Here is a 16,312-nt window from a genome sequence, read left to right as displayed (position 1 = left end):
GTTTTTTATATTTTTGCCCAAGCTCACAATTCGCTTTCTATGCGGCGATAGAAGCATAATCAATATCTTCAGCGAGTCTTTTTAAACCATTCAATGAACAGTTTGAAACCCAAGCTGCTAAACTTTTACCATCCTGCATAATCATATCTGGTGAAATTTCAAATAAAGGCACTAACACAAACTCACGCTCACTCATGCCATAGTGGGGCAGGGTAAGGCGTTCGTTTTTCATGCTTACGTTGTTAAAAAGTAACATGTCTAAATCTAGTGTACGAGGGCCCCACTGTTCTGCTTTGCGTTCCCGCCCGTGCTCATGCTCTATGGCTTGTAACACATCTAACAATTCCATGGGCGAAAGCGACGTTACTATTTTGCATACAGCGTTTACATAATTAGGTTGATCTTGTGGCCCCATAGGCGCGCTTGAATATAAATGTGAACAATATTGAATACTAATATTCGGATGTTGATGAATAGTAGTAAGCGCTTTTTGTAGTTGCCCTATAGGCTCGGCTAAATTGCTACCTAAGCCGATGTATGCAATGTCAGACATCATTTCTTAGGCTTCCTTTTAGGACGTTTTCGTGGAGATTTATTCGGTAATTCGTTAACCATTTTGGTTTGCTGATTGCTCGAAACTTCTTGAATGTTAGTCCACCAATTTGCTAACTCAAGTAAATTGCCACCTTCTACACTCGCACGTAATAATAAGAAATCATAGGCGGCTCTGAATTTAGGATGCGTGAGCAATTGCAAGCATCGCTTACCCTGCCTACGTTGCAAGCGCAGTTGCAAGGCCCATATTTCTCTTACAGGGGTGCTAAAGCGCTTGGGTATCATAATGCGTCGGCTTTGTTGTTGCAGAATTTCAGCGCTGGCTAAATTAATCGCATCATGCAGCGGCATGGTGGAGTCAAACATCAACTCTTGCGCGCGCTCTTCCATGGGGTACCATAAAAAAGCCGCATACAAAAACGCCGGGGTAATTCGTTGGTCATTATTAATACGTTTATCTGTATTGCGAAGCATGTTGCAAATAAACTGATACTCTTTGCTGCTATCATCTTTTAATAATGCCGCAAGTAATGGGAACAGTTGGCTAAGTAAATTATGCTTTAGTAAACTTACAAACGTAGCCTCTCCGGTGCCGCTAAGCAGTAACTTACTCACTTCTTCAAATAATCGAGCCGGTGGTATATTGGCTAACAAATAAGCGTGTTTTTGAATGCTCAAACTCAAGACATCGGGCAAGCGCATATTCAATTTACAAGCGAATCGAATTGCTCTGATCATACGAACAGGGTCTTCTCTGAAACGTATTGCACTGTCACCTATCATAACAATGGTTCGGCTAGAAATAGAATCTAAGCCTTTGGCAAAATCCAATATGCTTTCATCCGAGACATCAAAGTACATGGCATTAAATGTAAAGTCTCTGCGGGCGGCATCTTCTTCAATAGAACCGAAAATGTTGTCACGTAGTAACTGTCCAGCCTCGTTCTTTTTAGCCAATACGCCATCATCAATCTTGCGCTTACTACGAGGATTAGGCTTATTGTTGGTGGGTTCTTCTGGGGTGCTAGCTTGCGTGGCTGGCTCCGCATCGTGATGCCCGCGAAAAGTCGCTACTTCAATAATTTCACGGCCAAAGGTTATGTGCGCTAAACGAAAGCGACGACCAATTAAACGACAATTACGAAAACACTCTTTTATTTGATCAGGTGTGGCGTTAGTGACTACGTCAAAGTCTTTTGGCTTTGAGCCCATAAGTTTATCACGAATACAGCCACCCACAGCATATGCTTTATATCCTTTGGTGATTAAGTGTTGTAACACTTTTAAGGTATTCGGCGACAAATCGCTATTACGCATATTATGCGCTTCCCGTGGAATTAATTCCGGGAATAATTTTTGAGGAGTTATTGCTGCGTCGCCTATTTGACTCATAGTTGTACTTCTTTATGACTTAGGGGGACAGAGTATACGCCATTTGTCACCGAAATAAGAATTTCTGATTGTTTTGATAACATTTTAGACTGCCAGTTCACGGTTGCCCATGCCAATAATGATTCAACGCTAGTGAGTTGTTCAATTTCAGCATTATATGCAGGTGTTTGTAAACCTAAAAAGTATAAAGCTAACTTTAAATTTGCTAAGGGTGTTTGGTCATCTATCGCTGGCGAATGATGCTGTTTCGACAGTTTCTCCCCCTGTTTTTGAACCAAAACAGGAATATGTAAATATTGAGGAGCGTTCTGTTTAAGCGCCGCATACAGGCCTAAATGTATTGGCGTAGTATCAATTAGGTCATTTCCCCGAACAATATGTGTAACACCCTGTTCAATATCATCGGCAACTACCGCTAAATGATAAGCATATATACCATCTGCACGTTTAAGTACTGGGTCTTCGCTCGCTATTGCATGCTTAATGTGTACTTCGCCTTTGTACAAATCTTGAAAATGCGTGTGTTTATTGCTGTGCATAAATCGAATTGCGTGGCCTGCTGATGGTAAATTTCTTAATCTACAATGGCCATCATAAGTGCCCGACCTAGCTCTAATTTGTTTTCTACTGCAACTGCACGCGTATATAAGCTTGCGTTTTTCAAGCTCACTCAGGGTGTGCTCATATAAATGGTGGCGTTGACTTTGGTAGCTAACTTCGTTGTCCCATTTAAGGCCGTGAAGTTCCAACGAGCGAAGTATTACCTCGTTCATAGCGGGGTTTATACGGGGAGTGTCTATATCTTCAATGCGAAGTAACCATTTGCCATTATGCTGTTTAGCATGAAGGTAACTTGCTAAAGCGCACACTAAAGAACCAAAGTGCAAAGGGCCCGAAGGAGACGGCGCAAATCGCCCCACATACATAGACTTTTCAGAGGTGTTCATATATAGCATCAAGCAGCATAAACGAAGTGCTGTAAAGGCAACACTTCTTTAATGCTTGCTACAGTTAACCTTGTAACTGCTTTTCTTTGATTTCAGCCATGGTCTTACAGTCAATGCATAAATCAGCAGTAGGCCTTGCTTCTAGGCGCTTGATACCAATTTCTATACCGCAAGAATCGCAAAAGCCGAAATCGTCTTCTTCAATACGCTTCAAGGTTTTTTCAATTTTCTTGATGAGTTTGCGTTCTCGATCACGGGTACGCAGTTCAAGTGAAAACTCTTCTTCTTGCGCAGCACGGTCAACAGGATCTGGAAAATTAGCAGCCTCGTCTTGCATGTGATGTACTGTGCGGTCTACTTCTACTCGTAACTGATTGCGCCAAGCGAATAAGATCTTCTTGAAATGCTCAAGTTGATCTTCGTTCATATACTCTTCGCCTTCAGCTTCCTGATACGGAGCCAATTCGGCAAGCGCTAACAATCCAATCGATTTACTATTTTCAGTTGGCATAAGCCATTCTCCTACTATTAACTTCCTTGAGCAGTGCTGGTCAATTCCACTTTGTGCACTTTTCAGCCCTACAAGCGTTTCTTATCGATAGCGGCAAAATAAAATCTTCTTGATACCACTACTAGAAAAATTCAAGGACGGTAATATGGTGATTATTTGTAAAAAAGCAACCTTTTTTTACCAAATAATAGGTATTGGATGAGAAATTTTTATTTCTGTTAGGTTTAGGTCGCAACCATAGCAGATCACATCAACACCTTGTTCCATCGCAAACTTAACTGCCTTAGCATAGTCTGGATCGATCTGATGGGCAATCTTAAATTGCGTTATTGATTCACGCATTACGCAAAACAACAAAACAGCTTTATAACCTTGTTGGCTTAGTTGTGCTAATTCGTAGCAATGTTTTTTACCGCGTTCGGTTACCGTGTCAGGAAACATTGCGCAATCGCCTTCGGCTAAGGTGGCTGATTTCACTTCAACATAGCAGTCAGGATGCTGGGGAGATTGCAGTAAAAAATCTATTCTGCTTGCATTTACTTTTTGCTCTGGTTTTACGCTTGAGTATTGGCTTAACTCATTAATGTGACCATGCACTAGGGCATCTTTTATGACTTTATTTGCCATATTCGTGTTAACGCAAATTCTATTTCCTGCTTGATCAGTTGCGTATTCCCAAGTGTAGGCATACTTTCGTTTTACATTGGCTGATAAACTCAAATAAATGTTTGAATGTTCGTCTTGGCATCCTGTCATGGCACCTGTATTTGGGCAATGAACAGTTGATATTGTTCCGTCAGGAAATACGACATCAGCTAAAAAACGCTTATAACGTTTTATTAATGTTGCTTGCTTTAATGATGAACTAAACGCTACCATCTGCTTTTATAGCCCTCCGAGGCTTAAGCGAATTTTTAAGTTGCCTTATAATGGAGTATCCATGTCATTTTTTACAGTCAAATTTAGTCAACAAGCCGCCCCGGCGCCATATTCACCTGAAAGTATTGTTTCATTTAATGAAACAGGCGCGGTTATTCACATTGCCGCTAAAAACAATTGGGTAAGAGCACTGCAACAAAGTGCCAGAAAAATTTCAGCAACAGGCGCGGCTGATATTGCATTTGAGGGTGAGTGGACTGATGAACAACAAGCTATATTTGCACAGAGTTTTTGCGCGGCTAATTTTGATGGACACGTAAAGTGGGCTAAGGGGGCTGATAAGAGCGCCCTTGATAATTTCCTTAAAGCATTGTTGTTTACGCGTCAATTAGTTAATCAAACGCCCGAAGTGATGAGTCCAGTAAATTTAGCCGATACCGCTGAAAAATGGTTAAGCGGTATTTGTGCTGATGAATCAGTATTAAAAGTGAAGCGATATACAGGCGAAGAACTTAAGCAAGCTGGCTGGATGGGAATTTATGAAGTAGGGCGCGGAAGTGAGCGCCCGCCAGTTTTACTGGAAATTGACTACAACCCAAGTGAAAATGATGATGTAGCAGTGGCTTTAGTGGGCAAAGGTATCACTTTTGATAGCGGCGGTTATAGCTTAAAATCTAGCGAAGGCATGCTTGATATGAAGTGTGACATGGGCGGAGCGGCTACTGTTACAGGCGCTTTAGGTTTAGCCATTATGAACGGCCTGCAAAAACGCGTTAAGCTTTTTCTATGCTGTGCAGAAAACCTTGTGAGCGGGCACGCTTATAAACTTGGTGATATTATCACTTACAAAAATGGAACTACGGTTGAAGTGGTCAATACTGATGCTGAAGGGCGTTTAGTACTGGCTGACGGCCTCATGGCCGCAAGTGAAGCAAAGGCTAAGTTAATTATAAATGCTGCAACATTAACTGGGGCAGCGGTGGCCGCTTTAGGAAAGGAATACAATGCACTGTTTAGCCTACATCCTCAGGCAAGTGAGCGCTTTTTAGAAACCGCTAAAAAAGTCAATGAACCACATTGGCCTTTACCGTTGGAGCTATGGCATCAAGACCAGTGCCCTTCGCCGTTTGCACAAACGGCTAATTCCCGTCCAACAAAAGGGGGAGGTGCCGGCGGTGCGTCAAACGCAGCTGGGTTTTTATCACGATTTGTGGACCATGAACATTGCGAATGGATACACTTAGATTTAGCTGCCGCATACAGCAGAAATGCGACAGAATTTATGCCTGCGGGCGGCACAGGCTTGGGTATTCGTTCTATTGCTCTAACTTTGCTAAATCAATAAATTAAAGCAGGTTGAACTAATGGCGGAGTTTACAGCTTAAATTCCGCCTAAACGCTCAGCAAGTTCTTTGTACTTAGTCACAGCTTCTTGTTCAAACATAGGCTGATCATTTTCATCTTTTTGGGCGGCTATCAACAAACTCTCACGTTCTAAACGTGAAACTCTTGCTTCTGGTACACCTAAATATTCTGCTACTTCGCTTGTGTTTAGTAATGCCATTGTTGTCTCCTGACAAATAATTGTAGATTCAGATAAGACTTTAACGGCACTTTATTGCAAAAGTTTATAAAAAAACAAATGAGGTGAAGCTTTGGTAAGATACTTCGTTCTTTTAATTATTCAATTACCGCAAGGTTACTCATAATGTTTGACATTTTAACCGCCGCTACCATGCTATTTTTAATAATGGACCCGCTAGGGAATCTGCCTATTTTTATGTCCGTTTTAAAATCAATCGATCCTAAAAGAAGGCTTTGGGTGATTTTTCGCGAACTATGTATTGCCTTGTTAATTTTGTTTATCTTTTTATTCAGTGGTCAAGGTTTGCTCGATTTTTTAAAGATTGGCCAAGAAACCGTAAGTATTGCTGGCGGAATTATTTTATTTTTAATTGCAATAAAGATGATATTTCCTAAACCCGGCGGCTTAATGAATTTACCCGAAGGTGAAGAACCCATTATTGTGCCACTTGCTGTGCCTATGATTGCAGGCCCCTCAACCATGGCCGCGTTAATTTTATTAGCCAGTCAAGATCCTACTAAAATGATGGAGTGGAGTATTGCCTTGTTACTCGCTTGGGGCTGTTCTGCAATAATTCTTATGATGTCGAATATGTTTCATCGTATACTGACCGACAAAGGCTTACGTGCAATAGAAAGGCTCATGGGTATGATACTTGTGATGATAGCCATTCAAATGCTGCTAAATGGGGTGGGTGTATATTTTGAGCACCTGTTAAACAAAGCGTAACGTAAGCATCATAATCAAAACCAAAGAATATTAGGATATAAGCGTGAAAATGCGAGAAAACAAGCTAAATACTTTTGCCCAAATTCGTGACTTGCGATCACCTAAAGACATGCTATTTTGCTGCGCTTTACTTCAGCGAATGTTGCCTAACTATCAGTTGTTTAGTCAGGTATCTAATTTTGGTGATGGCCAAACTGCGCAAAGCATCCTTAATTTGTTGTGGGAATGGTGTATGTCACCACAAAGTAAATTCAACGCCTCAGTACAGTTGGAAAAGCTAGAAGAAATAATTCCTGAGGTAAGCGAATTTGATACCTTTGGTGTATATCCGGCACTGGATTTTTGTATGGCATTGTCTAGTGCTTTGCAGTCATTTAGTAAAGAGCATGAGTTTCCAGCTGTAACCATTGCAAAATTAAGCCAAGGCTCAGTTGAAGCATATATCTTGGCAACCGAGGATGACGAAATTAGTAATGAGGCAATTAAAGCTCACCCGCTAATGGAGTTTGAAATTGAAACACAGCTAAGTTTACTTGAGTTTTGTCAAAACAATAAGGTGAATAAAGACGTGTGCAAAGGGCTACGAGAAGATTTATTAGCTCAAAAAATCAGTAGTCTAGGTATTGAGCTCGAATAGGGCCGCAAATACTTGGCTTGTTTTTATTTGTTTAACTAAACTAAAACAACTAGGAACTGCATACTCATCTGAGTGTGCGGTTTCGATGTAAATAAGCGCATTTGGCGACAATATCTTGCTAGATAGTAAAATATTGATACTTTTCTCAACCATCTCTTTACCAAATGGTGGGTCAATAAACACAATATTATAAGCTGCAGCACTATCAAATTCATGGGAATAGGCATTGCCCATTACTACCTCGGCTTTATCAGCTTCGCGCAAGGTCACTAAATTATTGTTGAGTTGCTCAGCCACGGTTTTTTCTTGCTCAATAAATGTGACATGGGCTGCGCCCCGCGATAAAGCTTCAATCCCAAGAGCACCGCTTCCTGCAAACATATCTAGGCATTTCGCACCAGTGGTGTGAGTCATTAGCCAGTTGAACAAGGTTTCTTTTACGCGATCAGATGTGGGGCGCAGGCCTTCTGATACTAAAACGGGGAGGCGACGACCTCGGTGAGTGCCGGCTATAATGCGCACTAAACCACGGCTCGTTTTGCCTGGCTGGGAAGGCGATTTTGATAAATGACCTTTTTTAGCTTTGAAATTCGCGCTTTTCTGTTTGTTTTTACGTGCTTTACTGCGATCTTGGAATGGCGACATAGGACATCAAAGTGTTATCATTTATAAAAGATGCAAGATTATATCAAGATTTTACAAGCGAAGCGTAGGCAAAATGTCAAAATTATTTAGTTGGTTTAAGAAAAGTGAGCAAAAACAAGAGCAAAAAGTTGATGATGTTGTTGTTGATTCAAACGAAGCACTGAGTGATGAAAGTGGAAAAAGTCATAACTCAAATGACTCTGCGCCACTTGAAGAGCAAGCGCTGGAAAATGAAGAAAAAAGTATTAAAATATCTGAGCATGAAGCTCAAGAAAAGGTCAGCGAAGCCCAAACACCAACAGAAGAGTCAAAACTAGAAGAACCAGCAGGTGAAGAGGCTGTTATAGAAGAGCCTGCCATAGAAGAGCCTGTATCAGAGGGCACCGCAAAGCTTGAAATAGCGCCTGAAGTCGACGCGCAAGCGATCGCAGCCCAGCCAGCTAAAGAAGAGTCAAAAGGCTTCTTCAGCCGATTAAAATCTAGTTTATCTAGAACCAAAGCCAATATAGGCAGTGGCTTTGCTAGCTTATTGCTAGGCAAAAAAATAGATGAAGATTTATACGAAGAGCTAGAAACGCATTTGTTACTTGCTGACGTAGGCATGACCACTACCAATAAAATCATTGAAAGATTAACTGACCAAGCCAAGCATTCACAATTAAAAGATGGCGGTGCGCTAACAGGCTTACTACAAAATCACATGCAAAGCATGCTGGATGAAGTCAATACGCCTCTGGATTTTTCAATTGCTGTAGATGAAAATGGACAGAAGGTCCCTTTCGTTATTTTAATGGTGGGCGTAAATGGCGTAGGTAAAACCACGACTATTGGTAAATTGGCAAAACAGTTTCAAGCGCAAGGAAAGTCAGTCATGTTAGCGGCGGGTGATACTTTCAGAGCTGCCGCGGTTGAACAACTGCAAGTGTGGGGAGAGCGTAACAATATTCCTGTAGTAGCGCAGCATACGGGTGCTGATAGCGCCTCCGTGCTTTTTGATGCCATTGCCTCAGCTCAGTCAAAAAATGCCGATGTATTGATTGCCGATACGGCAGGCCGCCTTCAAAATAAAGATAACTTGATTGAAGAGCTGAAAAAAGTAGTGCGTGTAATGAAAAAGAAAATTCCAAACGCGCCACATGAAATTATGCTCACTCTAGATGCTAGCACGGGTCAAAATGCGGTAAGCCAAACAAAGATATTTAATGAAGCGGTAGGCATTACGGGTATAAACCTAACTAAGCTAGATGGAAGTGCCAAAGGTGGGGTGATATTCGCCTTGGCTGATGAATTTAAAATACCTGTTCGTTATATTGGGATTGGCGAGGGTATTGAAGACCTGCGTGAGTTTGACTCTAAAGCCTTTGTGGAGGCACTGTTTGCAGAATAAATAGATAATTACGTTTTGTAATATCTATGTATAGTGCTTATATTGGAACAATAATAAAAAAGCGATATCTATTAACGAATGATCAAATTTGAAGATGTAAGTAAAACTTATCCTGGCGGGCACCAAGCGCTAAGCAAAGTCAATTTCCACGTTGAGCAGGGCGAAATGGCTTTCTTAACCGGGCATTCCGGCGCCGGTAAAAGTACCTTACTAAAATTAATCAGCTTAATGGAGCGCCCAACGGTAGGCAAGGTGCTAATTAATGGGCATGATTTAGGCAAAATAAACCGTAAACAAATAGCTTATATTCGCCGCGACATAGGCATGATTTTTCAAAGCCACCAGTTATTAATGGATAAATCCGTATTTGATAACGTAGCGTTGCCACTTATTATTGAAGGGCACACGCGCAAAACAATCACCAAAAGAGTGGATGCTGCACTTGAGATGGTTGGACTGAGTAGCAAAGTAAGAAACTTGCCCATTACCTTATCAGGCGGAGAGCAGCAGCGTGTAGGTATTGCGCGAGCCGTAGTTAATCGACCCCCTTTGCTATTAGCTGATGAACCTACCGGTAACTTAGATCCTAAATTATCAATGGAAATCATTCGTTTATTCGAAGATTTTAATAGTGCAGGGGTATCTGTGTTTATCGCTACTCACGATTTAGGCTTAATCGCACGAATGAAGTATCGCACCCTAACCTTAAAAGATGGGCGAATGATAACCGATGGCTTGTCACAATCTTCGCAAGAGGATACGTGGGCATGAGCATTCTTTTTAAAGGGCGAAAACAGGCTTCGGCTTCACAAAAAGTGGGTATACTGCAGCTTATATTAATGTTTTTCATTGATCATATTAGGCAAAGTGTAAACAGCCTAGGTGAATTGTATAGAAAGCCGTTTTCAGCTTTAATGACCATTGGCGTTTTGGGTTTTAGCATTACCTTACCAAGTACCTTGTACATTATGGTCAAAAATACTGAACAGGTAACTGAACAGTGGCAACAAGCCTCTGAAATATCCTTATTTTTACGAGCTAATGTCAAGCCGCCTCAGGCACAGCAGTTGGTAAAGCGTTTATCAACGTGGAAAGAAATAAGCGAGGTGAAATACGTTTCCCCGGAACAAGCCTTAGATGAGTTTCAGCGTTTATCAGGCTTAGGCGAAGCGCTTGACTATTTAAACGAAAATCCTATGCCTGCAACCGTATTGGTGGTGCCTACAAGTAAACACGCTACCCCAACTGCAGCGGGTATGCTGCTTGATAAGCTTCGCAAAGAGCGCGAAGTTGACATAGGAAAGCTAGATATTGAATGGCTAGAACGTTTGTATAGTTTGCTCGCTATTGCTAAAGAATTGGTGTTGCTTTTGGCGGTATTGCTGTTTTTTGCTGTAGTGTTAATTATTGGAAACACCATTCGTTTAAATATACTTAATAAGCGAGATGAAATATTGGTCATGAAATTGGTAGGCGCAACAGATGCGTTTATTCAGCGACCATTTTTATACACAGGATTTTGGTTTGGTCTACTAGGGGGCTTAATGGCTTGGCTAACGGTAAGTATTATACTTTGGTGGATAGGGCATAGCCTTGACAATTTAGCGCAGCAATATCAAATTCAAATGAATATTACCGGCTTAAACATGCAGGCTTTAGGGGTTATGCTGTTGCTTTCAATTACCCTAGGTTTATTGGGCTCGTTCATATCAGTGCAAAAACACGTGAATGAAATTGAGCCCGAATAATAATGATTTGTCAGTTAAGGCTTAAGTGTAACCTGGGCTAGTGACAGGAAAACATGGCGACATTGCTTTTGTCATATCGTATTGCCAACGCATCGCTTCACGGTGGGTTTCAATCATAAAGTCTTGTGTTAAGGATAAGCGGTTGCCGCTTGCGATCAGTTCGTTCCAATCTCCGGTTTCAATGGCTCTAACACACGCCAGCACACCGTATAAATGCCCCTGTTTATGAATCAAGGCTTGCTCAATTTTGTCATCTAAGCCTAAGCCCTCAATTAATACTCGTAAAGGTTTATCTAAAATAACATCGAGCAAAGAAAACAAGCCTACCAAAAATGCAGACATTGCGTCTGCAGAGCCTTCACATTCTGCGTCAACAAGTTCACAAAATTTAGCTCGTGATAAAGACAAGTTAAGTAACTCATTTGGTTTGTCTGAATTTAAACTGGCTAATGACACAATGGCAACGAAACGTCGTACCATAAGCTCGCCTAAGTAGTTAAGCGCATGGCGAATTGATGTAATTTTGTATGACTTATTCACCAATGGGTTATTGATAAACTTCATCAACATAAATGATAAGGTCGGGTCAGTCTCAAAAACGTGCTGAAGATTTTTAACATCCAATTCAGATTTGGCCATCTCCATCATTAACTGCATATTGGCTAATTTACTGGTTGGAGCCGGTTTATTAGTGTTTGTGGCTGGCTCTAAAAAGAAAAAACCTTGTACATAGTCAATTCCAAGGCTCTGACATTGTTCAAATTGAAAGTAGCTATGTACTTGTGTAGCAATGATTTTAGCATTTTTGTTTACAAGCTTAGCTTTTAATTCGCGAATTTCAGAGGGCGTGGTGTGCAGTACTTCACACTTTACGTAATTGGCTATTGTTAATAACTCAGGCAGTTGCGCATGATATAAGCTTATTACGATTTCAAAGCCCGCTTTTTTCAAGCTTTCAATTTTGAACGTTTCTCTAAAAGAGGGCTGCGCTGTAATGCCAGATACTTCAACAATAACGTCGTCTGGAGAAAAATGCTCTCTAAAAATATCAATTTCATCAATGTTTAAGTTGACAATGGTTTTACCCACTTGCAATAGCTCATCAATGCTAAGTCCATGTATAGGTTCGTTATTTACACTTAAGGTACTCATATCTATAGGATAGGCACCATTTGTTTGATTGCGATAAACAAACTGATAAGCAAACAATTGTTTTTTTAAATTGAAAACGGGTTCTCTTGCGTAAATATTGTTCATATCAAAACTTATTTAAATGTATTTTTCATATCATGTGCCCACTGAGAGGCTTCATAATAAAGCGAAAATAATGTTGGAAGATCTATCTTTGTGGTTTGAGCGAGTTTATCTATCTCTTGCCAATCGGCGCGCTCAAAAGCAACACATAAGCGATATTGATAGGCTAATTTTCCATGAGTGCGTTGCTGGCACAACACGTCTTTGCATTCATCTGAAAAAGGTAATGAAGACATTAAGTCTTGCATTGGTTTATCTAATAAGGCATCAACCAGTGAAAACAGACCCATAATAAAGCCATTGGGTGGGTCTTCTTTTACATCCATTTGGGTGCCTAGTAATTTACAAAATTGCGCGCGTCGAAGGCTGCTCACTATTAACTCTAGAGGTTTATTCCCTTTTAAATTAGCAATTGCGAGTAATGCTATGAATTTTTTTAACTCCACTTCGCCTAAGTATTTAATAGCGTGACTTAACGAACCTATAGAATGGCGTTTATTTAACATTGGACTATTAATAAACCGCATAAGCTTAAAAGACAGGCCAAGATCAGTCTCAAACACTTTGTTTACATCGTTTAAGTTGAAATCAGCCGATACACTAATGCCAACTAATTCAATGACGGAGGAAACGGAGACTTCTATGTTTCTATGTTTCACCATTTCTGGTTTAGATAGAAAATAGCCCTGAAAATAATCTATGCCTAGCGGTAACAACTGATCAAATTCTTCAATTGTTTCAACGCGTTCAGCAATGAGTATTTTACCATCGTCTTTTAGCTTCTTAATTTGTTCAAGCCGGTTTTCATCACTTATGTCAATATCATTGACTTCAATCTTGATAAAGTGCGTAAAAGGTAACAATACATCCCATTTTTGTGAAAAGTCGTAATCATCTAGCGCTATTTTGTAGCCCAAATCGGAAATATGTTGGCAAGCTAATATGAGTTCTGGACTCACATTAACGGTTTCCACAATCTCTATTACTACATCTAATGGATTCAAGGTTGCGGGAAATCGATACAATAAGGTATCTTCGTGAAAATTAATAAATGCCGGTTTGTTAAATGTGATACTTTCAAGGCCTATAGTGAGATGGCTATCAGCGAGCATATTGCTGGTAGCTTCATCTGGTAATACGTCTGGAAAGCAATTTTCTACCCCATCGCGAAATAACAGCTCATAGGCAAATACTTGTTTTTTTCGATTGTAAATAGCTTGCCTTGCAACATATGCAAACATTGATAATGGAACCCTTTATTTATAAACCCTGAAAGAAATCAAAATAAGCATATAGACGGTGGTAATTGGCGAATCCCAGCCTACAAAAAATGGATTTACTTATTTATTCTTAATAGTTAACGGTCAAAGTGCCGAAATATTAAATAAAGATTGATCTAACTACGCTTAAATTAATTATAATTTATTGTATAATTCACTTGAGTTTTATTCGTTTGGCCTTATATTCTTAGGCTGATACAAATTTTGAAAGATTCGCGCAGAACTTACGGTCTTTTCTAGTGTCATAGTTGTGAATAAGAATAAGGCCGTGCAATAGTTTGTACGCAAATTTTCACTTTGCACATAGCGCTTTTCGGTAAAAGTCATTTATTATGGCCGTTTCAATGCCGATACAAGCAAAGCAGTGCAGCAAACACACAGCTCTTATTAATTTTTTCGACTGATTTAAAGTCTGCGTAATACGAGGTAACAATGAAACAAGATATTTCATCTTTAGCATTAGCGGTTTCTCAAGGCGGTAGCATAGAAAGTTATATGCAAGCTGTATCTAGCATTGAGATGTTAACCGCCGAGCAAGAAAAATCATTGGCAACGCGTTTGTTTGAGAACGAAGATCTAGAAGCTGCGCGCGCATTGGTGATGTCGCACTTGCGTTTTGTTGTGCATATTGCGAAATCTTATGCTGGTTACGGCTTACCGCAAGCGGATCTTATTCAAGAAGGCAACATTGGCTTAATGAAAGCCGTTAAGCGTTTTGACCCTAACGTGGGTGTACGCCTAGTGTCTTTTGCAGTACATTGGATAAAAGCTGAAATTCACGAGTTTGTGCTGAAAAACTGGCGCATAGTAAAAGTGGCGACCACTAAAGCGCAGCGAAAATTATTTTTTAACCTACGCAAAGCGAAAAAGCGTTTAGGTTGGTTTACTCATGAAGAAGTGCAAAAAGTAGCTGAAGAGTTGAACGTAAGTACTAAAGAAGTGCTACAAATGGAATCGCGGATGGCAAGCCAAGACACTGCATTTGATTTGGGCGCTGATGATGATGAGTCTAGTACCTTTAGCCCGGCACAATACTTAGAAGATAAATCAACTGACGTTGAGATGTCGGTAATTAATTCTGACCATGATGCGACTGCGACTCGCCGCTTACATGCAGCCATTCGTACACTTGATCAACGCAGCCAGCATATTATTGAAACTCGCTGGTTAGCGGATGACAAATTGACACTGCAAGACTTAGCTGATGAATACGAAGTATCAGCTGAGCGTGTAAGACAAATTGAAAAGAACGCTATGAAAAAACTTCAAGCTGCAATGGCTGCGTAAATTAACGCCTAAATGCCACTTAGCTAAAAGAATAAAGCTCTGATAAACGAAAGTTTAACAGAGCTTTTTTATTGGGTGAGAATATTGTAGCTTATTATTCAGCTGCGGGAATTACCCAGTATTGGCCCGTAAAAGATGCAACAGGATTGTTTTCGTCAAAAATATCCACGGTCAGTGAAATAGGACACTTCTTATTTTTTTGTAGTAATTCAAACTTCGCGCTAACACTTTCAATATTACATACCCCTCTAGGGCGCATAGTAACGGGTTTATTATAGTGTATATTAGCGTCGCCAAGCACTATCTCACCTTTTAAGCCCTTTTGTTTAAGCTGCAAGAAAATCATGCCCCAGCCTGTGAGTGTTGCCAATGAATAAATACTGCCAGCAAACATAGTGCCGTGCATGTTAATGTTTTTATTAAGTGATGCACGAGTTTCAATGGTGCTTTCTGTATAACGATACAGTTTAATTCCCATGTGTTCTGAAATAGGGATTTGTTCGTGCCAAGTATTTTGAAGTTCTTTACACCACTTCGGGTGCAGCATCAAAATACTGTTGTCGACTAAATTTTTCACCATTTGCTTACGCTTCAATTTACCTAATTCGGTAGGAGCGTCGTCCAGAATTTCAAAACCACAAGCAGTAAAAAATTCAATAGAGGTTTCTCTAGAATTGGTTACGGCGCGCTCAGCGCCCAAATCGCGCGCTACTTGCTCTAGCGCCGACATTATAACGTGTCCAACACCTTTGCGGCGATAGTTGTCAGAAACCGCTATATGGCGAATTTGTGCTTCTTCTGAGGTGTTTAGGTGTACTCGCCCAATAGCAACAATTTCACCTCGAGCGTTTTTAACTACGCGATGCTCACTCACCCCTTCATATTCGTCTTTTTCTGAGCCTAATGGAAAGCCCCATGGCTCTCTAAGCCAGCGCCATCGGCATTCAAAATAACTACTTAGCTCTTCTTCGCTTTGTGGAGTCGCAACACTGAACACATATCATCCTTTTTTTAGATGCATCCCTAGTTTCATACCTTAATTGTAAAGGTGGCGGGACCATCGTTGACTAAAGCAACCTGCATATTAGCACCAAAGCGCCCGCTTTGGCAGGGGAGATATTCTGCTTCAAAATGTGCGATGAATGACTCATACATGGCTAAGCCATGTTCGGGAGAGGCTCCATTAGAAAAGCCAGGCCGGTTGCCTTTGTGCGTGTCGGCCACTAAGGTAAATTGTGATACCACTAGTAATTGACCTTCAATATCTAGCAAGCTTTTGTTCATTTTGCCGTTTTCATCTTCGAACATTCTAAAATTAGCGACTTTTTTAGCTAATAGTTTCATGTTTTCAGTGGTATCAAGTTTCTCAACACCGAGTAAAAGTACTGTGCCTTTGTTTATTTGCCCTATTATTTGTTCATCAACACTTACGTGAGCGTGAGTTACTCTTTGTATCAATCCAATCAATTTTGCTAC

At 40.5% G+C, this 16,312-nt stretch carries 18 protein-coding genes; 7 read left to right on the top strand and 11 right to left on the bottom strand.

The features are described 5' to 3' along the window. Positions 1-37: 37 nt before the first annotated feature. From folK to sfsA, 5 genes are all read right to left on the bottom strand, one after another. Positions 38-556: a 2-amino-4-hydroxy-6-hydroxymethyldihydropteridine diphosphokinase gene (gene folK, locus ACOI22_RS12680; RefSeq protein ID WP_420672486.1), complete on the bottom strand. Its 519-nt coding sequence runs from the start codon at positions 554-556 to the stop codon at positions 38-40. Further along, positions 553-1,947: a polynucleotide adenylyltransferase PcnB gene (gene pcnB / locus ACOI22_RS12675; protein WP_420672485.1), complete on the bottom strand. Its 1,395-nt coding sequence runs from the start codon at positions 1,945-1,947 to the stop codon at positions 553-555. Before pcnB ends, folK begins: the two co-directional genes overlap by 4 nt. Continuing rightward, complete coding sequence (gene gluQRS, locus ACOI22_RS12670) at positions 1,944-2,894, bottom strand: tRNA glutamyl-Q(34) synthetase GluQRS (RefSeq protein ID WP_420672484.1); 951 nt, start codon at positions 2,892-2,894, stop codon at positions 1,944-1,946. The genes pcnB and gluQRS overlap by 4 nt, the downstream gene beginning before the upstream one ends. Before the next feature lie 64 nt (positions 2,895-2,958). Then, the gene (dksA, locus tag ACOI22_RS12665; RefSeq protein ID WP_420672483.1) at positions 2,959-3,405 is read right to left on the bottom strand and encodes an RNA polymerase-binding protein DksA; all 447 of its coding nucleotides are present in this window, start codon (positions 3,403-3,405) and stop codon (positions 2,959-2,961) included. A gap of 177 nt (positions 3,406-3,582) precedes the next feature. Next, a complete protein-coding gene (sfsA, locus tag ACOI22_RS12660; protein WP_420672482.1) occupies positions 3,583-4,284 on the bottom strand; it encodes a DNA/RNA nuclease SfsA in 702 nt (233 codons plus the stop codon). Positions 4,285-4,345: 61 nt separating this feature from the next. Between sfsA and pepB the strand changes: the two genes are divergently transcribed. Beyond that, positions 4,346-5,629, top strand: coding sequence for an aminopeptidase PepB (pepB, locus tag ACOI22_RS12655; protein ID WP_420672481.1), 1,284 nt, complete (start codon positions 4,346-4,348; stop codon positions 5,627-5,629). 36 nt (positions 5,630-5,665) lie between these two features. On the opposite strand, the gene ACOI22_RS12650 is transcribed toward pepB, so the two are convergent. Next, positions 5,666-5,848, bottom strand: coding sequence for a helix-turn-helix domain-containing protein (locus ACOI22_RS12650; protein ID WP_420672480.1), 183 nt, complete (start codon positions 5,846-5,848; stop codon positions 5,666-5,668). Positions 5,849-5,992: 144 nt separating this feature from the next. Here ACOI22_RS12650 and ACOI22_RS12645 point away from each other — a divergent pair, with 144 nt between their 5' ends. Beyond that, entirely contained in the window at positions 5,993-6,598 is a 606-nt protein-coding gene (locus ACOI22_RS12645) for a YhgN family NAAT transporter (protein ID WP_420672479.1), read from the top strand. Positions 6,599-6,647: 49 nt separating this feature from the next. Beyond that, a complete protein-coding gene (locus tag ACOI22_RS12640; protein WP_420672978.1) occupies positions 6,648-7,235 on the top strand; it encodes a YjaG family protein in 588 nt (195 codons plus the stop codon). Here ACOI22_RS12640 and rsmD read toward each other — a convergent pair. Continuing rightward, on the bottom strand, positions 7,215-7,880 hold the full coding sequence (gene rsmD / locus ACOI22_RS12635) for a 16S rRNA (guanine(966)-N(2))-methyltransferase RsmD (RefSeq protein WP_420672478.1): 666 nt from the start codon (positions 7,878-7,880) through the stop codon (positions 7,215-7,217). The genes ACOI22_RS12640 and rsmD overlap by 21 nt on opposite strands. 73 nt (positions 7,881-7,953) lie before the next feature. On the opposite strand from rsmD, the gene ftsY reads away from it, so the two are divergent. The 3 genes from ftsY (at position 7,954) to ftsX (ending at position 11,015) form a co-directional block, all read left to right on the top strand. Next, a complete protein-coding gene (gene ftsY / locus ACOI22_RS12630) occupies positions 7,954-9,267 on the top strand; it encodes a signal recognition particle-docking protein FtsY (RefSeq protein ID WP_420672477.1) in 1,314 nt (437 codons plus the stop codon). Positions 9,268-9,345: 78 nt separating this feature from the next. Further along, positions 9,346-10,038, top strand: coding sequence for a cell division ATP-binding protein FtsE (gene ftsE, locus ACOI22_RS12625; protein ID WP_420672476.1), 693 nt, complete (start codon positions 9,346-9,348; stop codon positions 10,036-10,038). Beyond that, on the top strand, positions 10,035-11,015 hold the full coding sequence (ftsX, locus tag ACOI22_RS12620) for a permease-like cell division protein FtsX (RefSeq protein WP_420672475.1): 981 nt from the start codon (positions 10,035-10,037) through the stop codon (positions 11,013-11,015). The genes ftsE and ftsX overlap by 4 nt, the downstream gene beginning before the upstream one ends. A 21-nt stretch (positions 11,016-11,036) precedes the next feature. Here the strand turns inward: ftsX and ACOI22_RS12615 are convergent, their stop codons facing one another. Together ACOI22_RS12615 and ACOI22_RS12610 are read right to left on the bottom strand one after the other, a co-directional pair. After that, positions 11,037-12,272 carry an EAL and HDOD domain-containing protein gene (locus ACOI22_RS12615; protein ID WP_420672474.1) on the bottom strand — a complete coding sequence of 412 codons (1,236 nt, stop codon included), beginning with the start codon at positions 12,270-12,272 and terminating at the stop codon, positions 11,037-11,039. An 8-nt stretch (positions 12,273-12,280) separates the two neighbouring features. Further along, complete coding sequence (locus ACOI22_RS12610) at positions 12,281-13,510, bottom strand: EAL and HDOD domain-containing protein (RefSeq protein ID WP_420672473.1); 1,230 nt, start codon at positions 13,508-13,510, stop codon at positions 12,281-12,283. A gap of 471 nt (positions 13,511-13,981) precedes the next feature. Between ACOI22_RS12610 and rpoH the strand changes: the two genes are divergently transcribed. Continuing rightward, positions 13,982-14,836 carry an RNA polymerase sigma factor RpoH gene (gene rpoH, locus ACOI22_RS12605; RefSeq protein WP_420672472.1) on the top strand — a complete coding sequence of 285 codons (855 nt, stop codon included), beginning with the start codon at positions 13,982-13,984 and terminating at the stop codon, positions 14,834-14,836. Positions 14,837-14,930: 94 nt separating this feature from the next. On the opposite strand, the gene ACOI22_RS12600 is transcribed toward rpoH, so the two are convergent. Both ACOI22_RS12600 and dtd read right to left on the bottom strand, forming a co-directional pair. Further along, positions 14,931-15,833, bottom strand: a complete 903-nt coding sequence (locus ACOI22_RS12600; protein ID WP_420672471.1) for a YiiD C-terminal domain-containing protein — start codon at positions 15,831-15,833, stop codon at positions 14,931-14,933. 32 nt (positions 15,834-15,865) lie between these two features. After that, entirely contained in the window at positions 15,866-16,303 is a 438-nt protein-coding gene (gene dtd, locus ACOI22_RS12595) for a D-aminoacyl-tRNA deacylase (protein WP_420672470.1), read from the bottom strand. Between the last annotated feature and the right edge of the window lie 9 nt (positions 16,304-16,312).

It is taken from the genome of Glaciecola sp. 2405UD65-10, assembly GCF_048820975.1.
Taxonomy (GTDB): Bacteria; Pseudomonadota; Gammaproteobacteria; order Enterobacterales; family Alteromonadaceae; genus Glaciecola.
This window is presented reverse-complemented; position numbering and strand designations above follow the sequence as displayed.